This is a genomic window from Kribbella sp. NPDC051586 (assembly GCF_044453965.1).
In the GTDB taxonomy this organism is placed as follows: Bacteria; Actinomycetota; Actinomycetes; order Propionibacteriales; family Kribbellaceae; genus Kribbella.
Window position 1 is genome coordinate 329,073 of the sequence record NZ_JBITDF010000006.1, and the last position, 13,500, is coordinate 342,572.

10 protein-coding genes are annotated in these 13,500 nt (G+C 68.6%); 9 read left to right on the top strand and 1 reads right to left on the bottom strand.

What is annotated here, in order from left to right; translation table 11 throughout:
• Nucleotides 1-93 precede the first annotated feature (93 nt).
• Complete coding sequence (locus ACIA58_RS39570; RefSeq protein ID WP_396409006.1) at nt 94-4,506, top strand: S8 family serine peptidase; 4,413 nt, start codon at nt 94-96, stop codon at nt 4,504-4,506.
• Nucleotides 4,507-4,575: 69 nt separating this feature from the next.
• On the opposite strand, the gene ACIA58_RS39575 is transcribed toward ACIA58_RS39570, so the two are convergent.
• Nucleotides 4,576-5,073 (bottom strand): winged helix-turn-helix domain-containing protein, encoded by a 498-nt coding sequence (locus ACIA58_RS39575; protein WP_396409007.1) that lies wholly within the window; start codon nt 5,071-5,073, stop codon nt 4,576-4,578.
• 284 nt (nt 5,074-5,357) lie between these two features.
• Here ACIA58_RS39575 and ACIA58_RS39580 point away from each other — a divergent pair, with 284 nt between their 5' ends.
• From ACIA58_RS39580 to glgB, 8 genes are all read left to right on the top strand, one after another.
• Complete coding sequence (locus ACIA58_RS39580) at nt 5,358-6,452, top strand: OmpA family protein (protein WP_396409008.1); 1,095 nt, start codon at nt 5,358-5,360, stop codon at nt 6,450-6,452.
• A gap of 116 nt (nt 6,453-6,568) precedes the next feature.
• The gene (locus tag ACIA58_RS39585) at nt 6,569-7,117 is read left to right on the top strand and encodes a hypothetical protein (protein WP_396409009.1); all 549 of its coding nucleotides are present in this window, start codon (nt 6,569-6,571) and stop codon (nt 7,115-7,117) included.
• Nucleotides 7,118-7,125: 8 nt separating this feature from the next.
• Nucleotides 7,126-7,326, top strand: coding sequence for a hypothetical protein (locus ACIA58_RS39590; protein ID WP_396409010.1), 201 nt, complete (start codon nt 7,126-7,128; stop codon nt 7,324-7,326).
• A gap of 53 nt (nt 7,327-7,379) precedes the next feature.
• On the top strand, nt 7,380-7,592 hold the full coding sequence (locus tag ACIA58_RS39595; protein WP_396409011.1) for a hypothetical protein: 213 nt from the start codon (nt 7,380-7,382) through the stop codon (nt 7,590-7,592).
• Between the two features lie 21 nt (nt 7,593-7,613).
• Entirely contained in the window at nt 7,614-7,811 is a 198-nt protein-coding gene (locus tag ACIA58_RS39600; RefSeq protein WP_396409012.1) for a hypothetical protein, read from the top strand.
• A gap of 219 nt (nt 7,812-8,030) precedes the next feature.
• A complete protein-coding gene (gene treS, locus ACIA58_RS39605; RefSeq protein WP_396409013.1) occupies nt 8,031-9,746 on the top strand; it encodes a maltose alpha-D-glucosyltransferase in 1,716 nt (571 codons plus the stop codon).
• Nucleotides 9,746-11,158 carry an aminoglycoside phosphotransferase gene (locus ACIA58_RS39610; protein WP_396409014.1) on the top strand — a complete coding sequence of 471 codons (1,413 nt, stop codon included), beginning with the start codon at nt 9,746-9,748 and terminating at the stop codon, nt 11,156-11,158. Before treS ends, ACIA58_RS39610 begins: the two co-directional genes overlap by 1 nt.
• Nucleotides 11,159-11,318: 160 nt before the next feature.
• Nucleotides 11,319-13,493 (top strand): 1,4-alpha-glucan branching protein GlgB, encoded by a 2,175-nt coding sequence (glgB, locus tag ACIA58_RS39615; RefSeq protein WP_396409015.1) that lies wholly within the window; start codon nt 11,319-11,321, stop codon nt 13,491-13,493.
• Nucleotides 13,494-13,500 lie beyond the last annotated feature (7 nt).

The window sequence follows — 13,500 nt, forward strand, 5'->3', positions numbered from 1 at the left end:
GGCACACAGCGTTCTCAAGGGGACTTACGCCCTCCTGCAGCAAATGACTCGGGGGAGTCGAGCTCGGGGTCGTTCAAGTGAGGGGCTGCAGAGATGTCACATCCACGAAAGGGCCTCACCAGATCCGTGGTGAGCACCCTGGCGGCGCTGGCCGTCGTAGCGACCGGGATGGCCGCCGCCGGCCAGGCCCAAGCGTCGCCACCGACCAAACCGGAAGCCACGCCATCGCCCGCCGCCAAGATCAAGCCGGAACTGATGGCCAAGCTGGCCGGAAAGGACGCCAAGTCCGCGACGGACTACTGGGTCCGTTTCGGCGCGAAGGCCGACCTGACCGCCGCCGGCAGGATCACCAACTGGAACGAGCGCGGCACGGCTGTGGCCGCCGCGCTGAAGAAGGCCGCCGCGGACAGCCAGGCGAAGATCCGCGCCGAACTGGACACGCAGCACGTGAAGTACCAGGCGTTCTGGGGCACCAACGCGATCCGGATCGAGAGCGGATCACTGGCCCTGGCCGAGAACCTGGCCGCCCACAACGAGGTCGAGGGCCTGTACGCCCCCGTCCAGATCGAGGTACCCAAGGTCACGCCGGGCCAGCAGGAGAAGGCGATCCAGGCCGTCGAGTGGGGTGTCGCCAACATCAAGGCGAACCAGGTCTGGTCGCAGTACGGCGACAAGGGTGAGGGCATCGTCGTCGCCAGCATCGACACCGGGGTGCAGTACGACCACCCGGCGCTGGTGAACCAGTACCGCGGCAACAACGGCGACGGCACCTTCAACCACAACTACAACTGGTTCGACGCGGCCGGCACCTCGCCGAACGCACCGTCCGACGGCAACGGCCACGGCACCCACACGATGGGCACCATGGTCGGCGACGACGGCGCGGGCAACCAGATCGGTGTCGCCCCGGGCGTCAAGTGGATCGCCGCGAACGGCTGCTGCCCCAGCGACGCCGCGCTGATCTCGTCCGGCCAGTGGATGCTGGAGCCGACCGACCTCGCCGGGCAGAACCCGGACGCGAGCAAGCGGCCGAACGTCATCAACAACTCGTGGGGCTCGACGCTGCCGTCGAACGACCCGTTCATGGAGGACATCACCCTGGCCTGGACCGCGTCCGGGATCTTCGGTGCGTTCGCCAACGGCAACAGTGGTGAGGGCGGCTGCAACACCTCCGGTTCGCCGGGCAGCCTGACCAGCAACTACTCGGCCGGCGCCTACGACATCAACAACAACATCGCGTCGTTCTCCGGTCGCGGGGTCGGCCAGGACGGCACGATCAAGCCGAACATCTCGGCTCCCGGTGTCAACGTCCGGTCCAGCCTGCCGGGCAACACCTACGGCGCATTCAACGGTACGTCGATGGCAACACCGCACCTGACGGCCACCGTGGCCCTGTTGTGGTCGGCATCGCCGTCGCTGAAGGGTGACGTCGCGGCCACGCGGGCGCTGCTCAACCAGACCGCGATCGACGCACCGAACAGCCAGTGCGGCGGTACCGACGCGAACAACAACGTCTTCGGTCAGGGTCGCCTCGACGCGCTCGCGCTGCTGAACGCTGCCCCGATCGGCGACACCGGCACGCTGTCCGGGACGGTCACCGCCGCCACCGGTGGCGCTGCTCTCGCCGGCGCCAGCGTGACGGTGCACCAGGACGGTCAGGCCGACAAGTCGCTGACCACCAGCAGCAACGGCACGTTCTCGTCGGTGCTTCCGGCCGGCGACTACACGCTGACGGTCGCCTCGTTCGGGTACAAGACCCAGACCGCGTCGGCCACCATCACCACCGGTCAGACCACCACCAAGAACTTCGCCCTCGAGAGCACTCCGCAGGTGAGTGTCGGCGGCACCGTCACGGACGGCTCCGGCCACGGCTGGCCGCTGTACGCGAAGGTGACGGTGGAAGGCCCCGGTGGCGTGTTCGACTACACCACCCCGAGCAACGGGCGCTACAGCCTGAAGGTCCCGTCCGGTGCGGCGTACTCGCTCAAGGTCGAGTCGAAGTACCCGGGCTACCAGACCGTCAGCCAGCCGATCACGGTCGGCAGCGGCAACCTGACCAAGAACATCTCGGTTCCGGTCACCGCTGACTCGTGCACCACCGCGCCGGGCTACAAGTACGGCTCGGACGGCGTCTACCAGACCTTCGACTCCGGTACGACGCCGGACGGCTGGGGCCTGGTCGACAACAAGGGCAACGGTCAGGTCTGGCAGTTCAACGACCCGGGCCACCGGACCAACCTGTCCGGTGGCAGCGGCAGCTTCGCGATCATCGACAGCGACCACTACGGCGCCGGCGGCTCGCAGGACACCTCCCTGGTCAGCCCGGTGGTCGACCTGAGCGCGGTCACCGCTCCGGTGATCCGGTTCAACCAGGACCTCAACTGGCTCGGCGGCGAGAAGGCCGACGTCGACCTGTCGATCGACGGCGGCGCGACCTGGAGCAATGTGCTCGCGCAGGCCGCGGACGTCCGCGGGGTCAAGGAGATCGCGATCCCGCAGGCGGCCGGCAAGTCCGCCGTACAGGTGCGGTTCCATTACTACGACGCCTCGTACGAATGGTGGTGGGAGGTCGACAGCGTGCTGATCGGCAGCCAGATCACCTGTGAGCCGACCGGCGGCGGCCTCGTCGTCGGCAACGTCAAGGACGCCAACACGAACGGTTTCGTGAACGGCGCGGTCGTCACCCGTGACGGCTCGTCGGACAGCGCGACCACCGTGGCGACACCCGAGGACACCGGCCTGAACGACGGTTTCTACTGGCTGTACTCGTCGGCGGACGGCGACCAGGGCTTCACCGCCAAGGCCGGCAACTACGTCAGCTCGACCGCGACCGTCCCGGTCGAGGCCGACTGGACGACGCAGGCCGACTACACGCTGAAGGCCGGCCAGCTGGCGGTCACGCCGGGCAGCATCACCGGCAACCTGAAGCTGCCGACCGGCACCGTGACCAAGTCGTTCAAGGTCACCAACACCGGCGGTGCGGACGTCGACGTCAAGTTCGGTGAGAAGGACAACGGCTTCGTCCTGGAGAACGCGAACGGCACCAAGACCACCAAGGCACAGGTGGACAGCGGTACCGGCGCTCCGCTGCAGCGGCTCGCCGTCAACACCTCGTTCGCCCGGATGCTGTCGGGCAAGACCGGCGCCGCGCCGGTCGCCGTGAAGCCGCAGGCGGCTCCGTGGGCCGACATCGCCGACTACCCGGCGACCGTGATGGACAACCGGGTCGTCAATCTCGACGGCAAGGTCTACTCGATCGGCGGCGGCAACGGCAGCGCTTCGACCGCGAACAGCTACGCGTACGACCCGGCGACCATGGCCTGGACCGCGATCGCCCCGCTGCCAGGTGCTCGCAACGCCATCACCGTCGGTGTGGTGGGCGGCAAGATCATCGCCAGCTCCGGCTGGGCGGACGCCGGCCCGGCGCCGGAGACCTGGTCGTACGACCCGGCCGCCAACGCCTGGACCGCGGTCGCGGCCAACCCGGCTCCGCGGGCCGCTGCCGGTCAGGCTGTGCTCGACGGCAAGCTGTACGCCGTCGGCGGCTGCACCACGGCGAACTGCACCCCGATGAGCAACACCGTGGTGCGCTACGACGCGGGCAGCAACAGCTGGCAGACGCTGGCGAACTACCCGCAGTCGGTCGCGTTCGCATCCTGCGGCGCCATCGACGGCAAGCTGTACTGCGCCGGCGGCAACGACGGCGTCAACTCGCTGAAGTCGGGCTACGTCTACGACCCGGGAGCAGACTCCTGGACCGCGATCGCGGACGCCCCGGCCGACCACTGGGCGGCGTCGTACGCCGTCGCCGGCGGCAAGCTGCTGATCGTCGGCGGCGTGCAGGCCGGTGCGGTGACCAACGCAGGGTTCTCGTACGACCCGGCGTCGGACAGCTGGACCGCCCTGCCGAACGCCAACCTGCCGCGGTACCGCGGTGGCGCGGCGTGTGGCTTCTACAAGATCGGTGGCTCGTCGGGCAGCTTCAACGCCACCGTGGACAGTGAGGCCCTGCCGGGTCTCGAGGACTGCTCCGAGTCGTCGGCGGACGTGAGCTGGCTGTCGCTCGACAAGACCGAGGTCACGCTGGCCCCGGGACAGTCGACCACGGTCAAGGTCACGCTCACCGCGAACGTCGACCAGCCCGGCGCCTACAGCGGCGCCGTGACGATCGGCGAGAACACGCCGTACACCGTGCCCGCGGTCGGCGTGACGATGAACGTCACCCCGCCGAGCACGTGGAGCAAGCTGCAGGGCACCGTCACGGGCGTCAGCTCGTCCGGCGCCACCGCCGCCCTCCCCGGCGCGATCGTCGAGGTGGACTCGTGGGCGCAGACCTACACGTTCATCACCGACAAGGACGGTAAGTACGCCTACTGGCTCGACCGTCGCAACAACCCGCTCACCCTGATCGCCGCCAAGGACGGCTACAAGCCCCAGACCCGCAGCGTCAAACTGGTCGCCGGTTCGCCGGTCACCGCCGACTTCGCCCTGAAGTCGATCAAGTAACCCCAGCAGTAAGAAGCTCGGCCCCCGGACCTCTGGTCCGGGGGCCGAGCCCTTTGAGGTGGTGGGAGCTCAGGTGGTGGGGAGGAGGTGGAAGCCGACGCCGCGGACGGCGTGGATGGTGACGGTGGCGCCGAGGTTGGTGAGTTTCTGGCGGAGGCGCTTGACGACGGAGTGGATGTGCGAGCCGTGGCCGAGGTGCTCGTTGCCCCAGACGGCGTGGTGCAGGCGCTGGTAGGTCCAGACCCGGCCGGGCTCTGCCACCAGGCAGTGCAGGAAGTCGTGCTCGAGCCGGGTCAGCGGCATCTCCCGGTCCTTCCAGCGGACCACGCGGCGGTCGACGTCCAGGCGCAGTTCGGCGACCGGCTCCGGCACCGCCCTGATCGGCTTGGCGACCGGCGTCTCGGCGCGGGCCAGTACGGCGGAACTCGGCGCGAGCGTGACTCCGGTGAGCTCCAGGAACGCGCGGGCCTGGTCCGCACTCGACACCAGGAGCAGTGCGTCGGTCTCACCGAGCAGACGCGCCAGGTGCACCCGTTCGGCCGTGGACGCGGCCACACCGATGATCAAAGACGAATCGGACGACCTCTCCAACGACCTCACGGCAAGCCCCTCCCAGTCGAACCAGCCCGCCACAAGTACGGTTCACGGCGCGAACTAAGTCAAGGGATTCCTGGCGCACCGAGCTGGCACATATGCGTCCTGTCCGAGACTGGACATCTTCCGGGCCCGCGGTCGAGACCGTTGCTGCAGAAGGAAATGCGCCGACGCTCCCTCCCGGAGTGTGCGCGGGGCGGGCGAGGCGGAGTAGTCTCCTCGCGCACGGTCACTCTGACCGCATCCACGGAGGAACAGTGCCCGGTCTCGTTCGACGGCCGCTCGTCATCTGGTTGCTCGCGGCCCTCGCAGTCCCTGTACTGCTGACGGCTGTGCTGATTCCCGCCAAGGCCGGCACCACCGAGGACGACCTCCACGACCGTACGGTCGCCGCGCTGAAGGCCCGCGGGATCGAGACCGCGTCGGTGGATTTCGACGGCCGGGACGCGAAGATCGTCGTACCGGACAGCGTCGATCCGGCCGCCGCGCGGGAGGTCGCCGCGGGAGTCGAAGGGGTTCGCTCGGTTCGTATCGAGGGCGGGTCCACGCCGACGCCGACGCCGACCGCGACGAGTGCGCCGGCGGAGGAGACCGGCGTACCGGCGTTCGAGGTCGGGCGGACGGACCAGTCGATCCGGGTGCAGGCGCCGGTGAAGAGCCAGGCGGTCAAGGACGCAATCTCCGCCGAGGTGCAGCAGGTGCTCGGCCCGGACCGTGAGTACGACGACCGCACCACGATCGACCCGGCCGGCGGACTCGCCGATGCGGCCGCGGTGTCCGCGCTGCTGCGGGCGATCGCGATCGGGACGGGCGACGCCTCGGTGCGGTACGACGGGGACACGGTGACGCTGACCGGTCAGGTGCCGGACCAGGCGACCAAGGCGACCGTCGGCCGGGCTGCCGCGAAGGCAGTGCCCGGCGCGGTCGTGGCCGACCAGTTGCAGCTGCCGGCGCCAACGAAGTCCGCGGTGAGCGAGCCGTGCCGCACGTTCCAGAGCCGGCTGGCCGAGTTCAGCCGGCAGTACAAGATCAACTTCCTGTCCGGCACGTCGATCGTGAACGACGCGTCGAAACCGTCGGTCGTGCGCGCTGCCGCCGTGCTGAAGTCGTGTACGACGGTGCGCGTCGAGGTGGCCGGTCACACCGACAACCTCGGCTCGCCCGCGACCAGCCTGCCGCTGTCCGAGCGCCGCGCCGCCGCGGTGAAGGCGGAGCTGGTGCGGCTCGGGGTCAACGCGGACCGCATCCTCGCGAACGGGTACGGACAGGCCTTCCCGATCGCTTCCAACGCCACCGGCGCCGGGCGGATCGCGAACCGCCGCGCCGAGCTCCGAGTAGTGCAGGGGAACTGAATGAGTTGGCTGATCGCCCAGACCTGGATCCTGCTGCTGGTCGCCTTCGTGCTGGGCAGTGCGGCCGCGTGGCTCGTCCACCGACTCGTACACGGGGTGGTCAGGGAGGGACGCGGATGAGCTGGCTGCTGCGGCACAACTGGTTGTGGTCCGTGCTCGCGTTCCTGCTCGGCGCGGCGATCACGTGGGTCCTACTCGATCGGCGCCGGCCGGCTCCCGCGCTCGTGGACGAGCCGGCGGAGGAAGAAGCCGTGCTGGTCGGAGCAGCGGTGGCTCCGAGTGCCCCTGCCACACCTCCGCAGGCCCCTGCTGGTCAGCAGGCCCCTGCTGTTCAAGAAGTGCCGCAGCCTGTCTTCTCCCGGGTGATGGAGGCCGAGCCGACGCTGTTCGACGTCGACATGGCAGCGCCTGAGCCGCAGGCGACCTCCGACGTGTTGCCCGGACGGTACGGCGAGGGCTCGGCGGACGCCGTACCGCATCAGGGGCCGCCGGACGGCTTCACGATCAAGGGCAATGTGCAGTCGATGCTGTTCCATACGCCGGACTCGCCGTACTACGGGCGGACCAAGCCGGAGGTCTGGTTCCGCACCGAGGCCGATGCCGAGCGCGCCGGCTTCACCAAGTACACCCGCCGCCCCCGCAAGTCCGCCGACCCCCGCGACTGAGGATCCCCGTGCCCCGACTGCATGTCCCGTACATCGTCGAACAAGACGAAGACGGCACCTGGCTGGCCGAAGCAGCCCTCACCCCCGACATCTTCCTCCAGGGCGAAGGCGAAACCCGCGAAGCCGCCCTGGAGGACCTCCGCACCTCGATAACCCAAGCCACAGCCGATTCCGGCATCCCCGACCAACTGGTCATCGACCTCCCCTGACTGACCCGCCCCGGTCCTACGATCGCGCCAACACCGAGTAGCCGGAGGCGGAGTTGCAGCGCGACATCACTGTGTCCTTCCTCGTCGAACAGGACGAGAACGGCGACTGGAGCGCCCAGGCGGCGCTCGACCCCAACTCGTTCGCGAACGGCCAGGGTGCGACCCGCGAAGCCGCGATCGAGGATCTGAAGAAGGCGATCGCGCTGCTTGCCGAAACCGTCGGTGTGCCCGAGCAGTTGGTCGTCACCGTCGACACCGGCCGCTGATCCGGCTCGAAGGAGGTCGCGATGGAAGGTGGAACCTCGGAGCCGATGGAGCCGGATCGGGTGTTCACGGCTGAGGAGTTGCTGGCGGAGAAGGATCCGCGGATCGGGGTCGCGGATGCCAACGGGGCGGTGAAGCGGCGGCCTCGGTTGCGGCGTGGGGGTGGGCGGCGGAGTACGGCGCAGACGTCCGAGCGGCAGAACGAAGGCCGTCGTCGCTGACTGTGCGCGAGCCCATTTGCTTGTACTGGCAAAGGGCCGTCAGACTGTGCGGAACGCCTTGCGGAACCGTCCGGCCGACGGCGTCACCATCACCGCAGTAGTCCCGCAGTAGTCCCGCAGCACCCCCGGAGTACCCCCGAGTCGTCCGGGTTCAACGCACTGCCCTCCCCTTTTAGGTGCGCCCGAACGGGGTACGGGATCTAGGTTTGGAGACACCCGATGGAGGTGAGCGTGACCGACATGCTGCCGGAGCAGCACCACGGACTGACGAAGAGTGACCCGCTGTGGTTCAAGCGGGCCGTCTTCTACGAGGTCCTCGTGCGGTCCTTCAAGGACTCGAACGCCGACGGCATCGGCGACCTGCAGGGCCTGACCGAGAAACTCGACTATCTCGAGTGGCTCGGCGTGGACTGTCTCTGGTTACCGCCCTTCTACCCGTCGCCCCTGCGCGACGGCGGCTACGACATCTCGCACTACACCGAGGTCATGCCGGAGATCGGCACGGTCGCCGACTTCGCCGCGTTCCTGCAACAGTCCCACGCCCGCGGCATCCGGGTGATCGTCGACTTCGTGATGAACCACACCTCCGACCAGCACCCCTGGTTCCAGGCGTCGCGGGAGGACCCCGAAGGCCCGTACGGCGACTTCTACGTCTGGTCCGACACCGACGACAAGTACGCCGACGCGCGCATCATCTTCGTCGACACCGAGCAGTCGAACTGGACCTGGGACCCGGTCCGCGGCCAGTACTTCTGGCACCGGTTCTACTCCAACCAGCCGGACCTGAACTTCGAGAACCCGGCCGTCGGCGACGCGATGATCGAGGCGCTGAAGTTCTGGCTCGACCTCGGCGTGGACGGCTTCCGGCTGGACGCGGTGCCGTACCTGTTCGAGACCGACGGCACCAACTGCGAGAACCTCCCCCGCACCCACGAGTTCCTCAAGCGGGTCCGCAAGGAGGTGGACGCGAACTACGAGGACCGCGTCCTGCTCTGCGAGGCCAACCAGTGGCCGGCCGACGTGGTCGAGTACTTCGGCGACCGCGACTCCGGCGGCGACGAGTGCCAGATGGCGTTCCACTTCCCGGTGATGCCGCGCATCTTCATGGGCGTCCGCCGGGAGTCGCGGTTCCCGATCTCGGAGATCCTGGCCCAGACGCCGGAGATCCCGGACACCTGCCAATGGGGCATCTTCCTGCGCAATCACGACGAGCTGACGCTCGAGATGGTCACCGACGAGGACCGCGACTACATGTGGTCGGAGTACGCGCAGGACCCGCGGATGAAGGCGAACATCGGCATCCGCCGCCGCCTCGCGCCGCTGCTGGACAACGACACCAACAAGATGGAGTTGTTCACCGCGCTGCTGCTCAGCCTGCCCGGCTCCCCGATCCTGTACTACGGCGACGAGATCGGCATGGGCGACAACATCTGGCTGGGCGACCGCGACGGCGTCCGCACCCCGATGCAGTGGTCCCCGGACCGCAACGCGTCGTTCTCCACCGCGACACCGGGCAAGCTCACGCTGCCGGTGATCATGGACCCGGTCTACGGCTTCCAGGCGGTGAACGTCGAGGCCGAGATGGAGAACGCCTCGTCGCTGCTGCACTGGACCCGCCGGATGATCCAGACCCGCAAGCAGCATCCGTGTTTCGGCATGGGTACTTTTACGGATCTGGGTGGTTCCAACCCGAGCGTGCTGTCCTACGTTCGCGAGTTCGGCGACGACGTCGTGCTGTGCGTCAACAACCTGTCGCGCTTCCCGCAGCCGATCGAGCTGGACCTGCGGCAGTGGCAAGGGGTGGAGCCGATCGAGTTGCTCGGCGGTGTGCACTTCCCGACCATCGGGGAGTTGCCCTACCTTCTGACGCTGGGCGCCCACGGTTTCTACTGGTTCCGGCTGGCGAAGCCGGCTGACCACGAGGAGAGCATGTAGTGAGTTCGCATCTGGACCAGGTCCAGTCCTTCTGCGCGAGCCAGCGGTGGTTCGGCGAGAAGGGACACGACGTCCGCGTCGAAGCGATGGCCACCTCGGTGTGGCTGTCGGACGAGGGCGCCTGGCCGGCGGTCCGGATCGGGTTCGTCTACTGTGCGGGCCCGCCTGGAGTGGAGATCCCGATCCGGGTGTACCAGCTCCCGCTCAGCTACCACCGCGCACCGGTCGACAACCTCGGCCACGCGCTGGTCGGTGAGTGGGCGGAGCCGGACCTCGACGACGCCGACGTCTGGGTGTACGACGCCCTGCACGACAAGGAAGCGACGCCGTACTGGCTGGACGGGATCACGCACGGACGCCGGCTGGACGGGCTGGAGTTCCATCCCGTCCAGGCGCCGGACCGGACCATCGAGGTGCCGGAGGACGCGCAGTCGCTGGTCCTCACCGTCGAGCAGAGCAACACGTCGCTGGTGTTCGGCGACGTCGCGCTGCTGAAGGTGTTCCGCCGGCTCGAGCCCGGGAGCAATCCCGGCGTCGAGATCGAGTCGGCGCTCACCGAGTACGGGTCCGAACTCGTCCCCGAGGTGCTGGGGTCCGCGCGCGGTAGGTGGCCGCGCGCCGGCGGCGGCACCGACTCGGGCGAGCTGGCGATGATGACGGCGTTCCAGAAGAGCGCGACCGACGGCTGGTCGTTCGCGACCTCGTCGGTGCGCGACCTGTACGCCGAGGCCGACCTGCACGCCGAGGAGGTCGGCGGTGACTTCGCGGGCGAGTCGCACCGGCTCGGCGCGAGCACCGCGCAGGTGCACTCCGAGCTGGCCAAGGCCCTCGGCACGGACATCTGGGAGCCGGCCAAGCTGGTCGAGCACGCGGACGCGATGCGTCGCCGGCTCGAGAAGGCGGCGACCGCGATCCCGGACCTCGCGCCGTACGCCGACGGCCTGACCCGGGCGTTCGACGCGCTGGCGGCGTACAACCAGCCCGTCACCGTGCAGCGGATCCACGGCGATTTCCATCTCGGCCAGGTGCTGCGGACCATCGACGGCTGGAAGCTGATCGACTTCGAGGGCGAGCCGGCCAAGTCGCTGATCGAGCGGCGCGCGCTGGACACCCCGGTGAAGGACATCGCCGGGATGCTGCGCTCGTTCGACTACGCGGCCCGGTCGCTGCTGCAGGACCACGAGGGCGACCAGCAGATCGCGTACCGCGCCGCCGAGTGGGCCACGCGGAACCAGCAGGCCTTCTGTGACGGGTACGCCGAAGTGGCAGGCACCGATCCGCGCGAGCAGACCGTCCTGCTGAACTCGTTCCTCGCCGACAAGGTGATCTACGAGGTGCTGTACGAGGCCCGCAACCGCCCGACCTGGTTGCAGATCCCACTGTCCGCAGCGGCCCATCTGGCCGAGCAGTAGTCTCCCGAATCTCCGGCGGTCGAAGGCCGGATGACGATTGTGTACGTCGTGACTCCGCGGGTACGGGGTGCAGTGAAGACGGTGCTGATCGGGCAGGATGGGATTCATGGGAGAGCGCGAAGCTTTTGAGGAGCCTGTGGTGGCGGTTGAGGAGCCTGTGGTGACAGCGGTTCGGGTCGATCGGACCGATCTGGAGCGACTGGTGGCCGGCACGTATCACGATCCTCATCAGGTGCTCGGCCCGCATCTCGGCGAGCACGGCGTGACGGTGCGCGCACTGCGGCCGTTCGCGAAGAGCGTCACGGTGCTCTACGACGAGCACCGCCTCGATCTGCGGCACGAGCACGACGGCATCTGGGTCGGCGTGCTCGACGTCGAGAAGGTGCCGGACTACCGCCTCGAGGTGACCTACACCGACGGTCCCGCGACCGTGGTCGACGACCCGTACCGCTATCTCCCGTCGCTGGGCGAGGTCGACCTGCACCTGATCGGCGAGGGCCGGCACGAGCAGCTGTGGACCGTGCTCGGCGCCCACGTCCGCCGCTACGACGGGCCGACCGGCACCATCACCGGCACGTCGTTCGCTGTCTGGGCCCCGAACGCGCAAGGGATCCGGCTGACCGCGGACTTCAACTTCTGGGACGGCCGGGCGCACCCGATGCGCTCGCTCGGCTCGTCCGGCGTGTGGGAGCTGTTCGTGCCCGGCGTCGGCTCGGGCACGCGGTACAAGTTCGACATCTGCGGCCGCGACGGTGTCTGGCGGCAGAAGGCCGACCCGATGGCCAACCTGGCCGAGACTCCCCCGGCGAACGCGTCGGTCGTGCACGAGTCGTCGTACGAGTGGAGCGACGCGGCCTGGCTGGACCGTCGCGCGCAGGTCGAGGCGTACGCCGAGCCGATGAGCGTCTACGAGGTACATCTCGGGTCCTGGCGCAAGGGCCGGTCGTACCGCGAGCTGTCCGACGAACTCGTTGCCTATGTCAACGAGATGGGCTTCACCCACGTCGAGCTGATGCCGGTGATGGAGCACCCGTTCGGCGGCTCCTGGGGGTACCAGGTCACCTCGTACTTCGCCCCGACCTCGCGTTTCGGCGACCCGGACGACTTCCGGCTGCTGGTCGACCGGCTGCACCAGGCCGGGATCGGCGTGATCGTCGACTGGGTGCCGGCGCACTTCCCGAAGGACGCCTGGGCGCTGGCCCGCTTCGACGGGACACCGCTGTACGAGCACCCCGACCCGCGCCGCGGCGAGCAGCCGGACTGGGGCACGCTGGTCTTCGACTTCGGCCGCCCCCAGGTGCGGAACTTCCTGGTGGCGAACGCGATCTACTGGGCCGAGGAGTTCCACATCGACGGCCTGCGCGTGGACGCGGTCGCCTCGATGCTCTACCTGGACTACTCGCGCCAGGACGGCCAGTGGGTCCCGAACCAGTACGGCGGCCGCGAGAACCTGGAGGCCGTGTCGTTCCTGCAGGAGATGAACGCGACCCTCTACAAGCGGGTCCCCGGCGTCATCACCGTCGCCGAGGAGTCGACGTCGTGGCCGGGCGTCACCCGCGACACCCATCTGGGCGGCCTCGGCTTCGGTTTCAAGTGGAACATGGGCTGGATGAACGACTCCCTCCGCTATCTGGAGCACGAGCCGGTCCACCGGCAGTTCCACCACCACGAGCTGACGTTCTCGATGATGTACGCGTACTCCGAGAACTTCGTCCTCCCGCTCTCCCACGACGAGGTCGTGCACGGCAAGGGCTCGCTGCTGCGCAAGATGCCGGGCGACCGCTGGCAGCAGCTGGCGAACCTGCGCGCCTACCTGGCGATGATGTGGGCGCACCCGGGCAAGCAGCTGCTGTTCATGGGCTGCGAGTTCGGCCAGGAGTCGGAGTGGTCGGAGAAGGGCGAGCTGGACTGGTGGCTGCTGGACCACAGCGACCACCAGGGTCTGCAGCAGCTCGTGCGCGATCTGAACCGGGTCTACAAGGACACGCCGGCGTTCTGGCGGACCGACCATGAGGCCGAGAAGTTCAGCTGGATCGACGCGAACGACGCCAGCAACAACATCTTCTCCTTCGTCCGGTACGGCGACGACGGCGAACCGACGGTGGCGTGTATCGCGAACTTCTCCGCGATCCCCCACCACGGCTACCGCCTCGGCCTCCCGTACGCCGGACGCTGGGAAGAGGTCGTCAACACCGACGCCGGCACGTACGGCGGCTCCGGTGTCGGCAACTTCGGCGCCGTCGAGGCCGACGGACCGGAGTGGCACGGGATGAGCACCAGCACCGAGCTGTCCGTGCCACCCCTGGCGACCGTGTACCTGCGCTTCACCGGGTAGCGTTCAG

Coding starts and splice junctions, on each gene's coding strand:
- ACIA58_RS39570 (WP_396409006.1), top strand. CDS start 94: ATGTCACATCCACGAAAGGGCCTCACCAGATCCGTGGTGAGCACCCTG.
- ACIA58_RS39585 (WP_396409009.1), top strand. CDS start 6,569: ATGAGCTGGCTGCTGCGGCACAACTGGTTGTGGTCCGTGCTCGCGTTC.
- ACIA58_RS39600 (WP_396409012.1), top strand. CDS start 7,614: ATGGAAGGTGGAACCTCGGAGCCGATGGAGCCGGATCGGGTGTTCACG.
- treS (WP_396409013.1), top strand. CDS start 8,031: ATGGAGGTGAGCGTGACCGACATGCTGCCGGAGCAGCACCACGGACTG.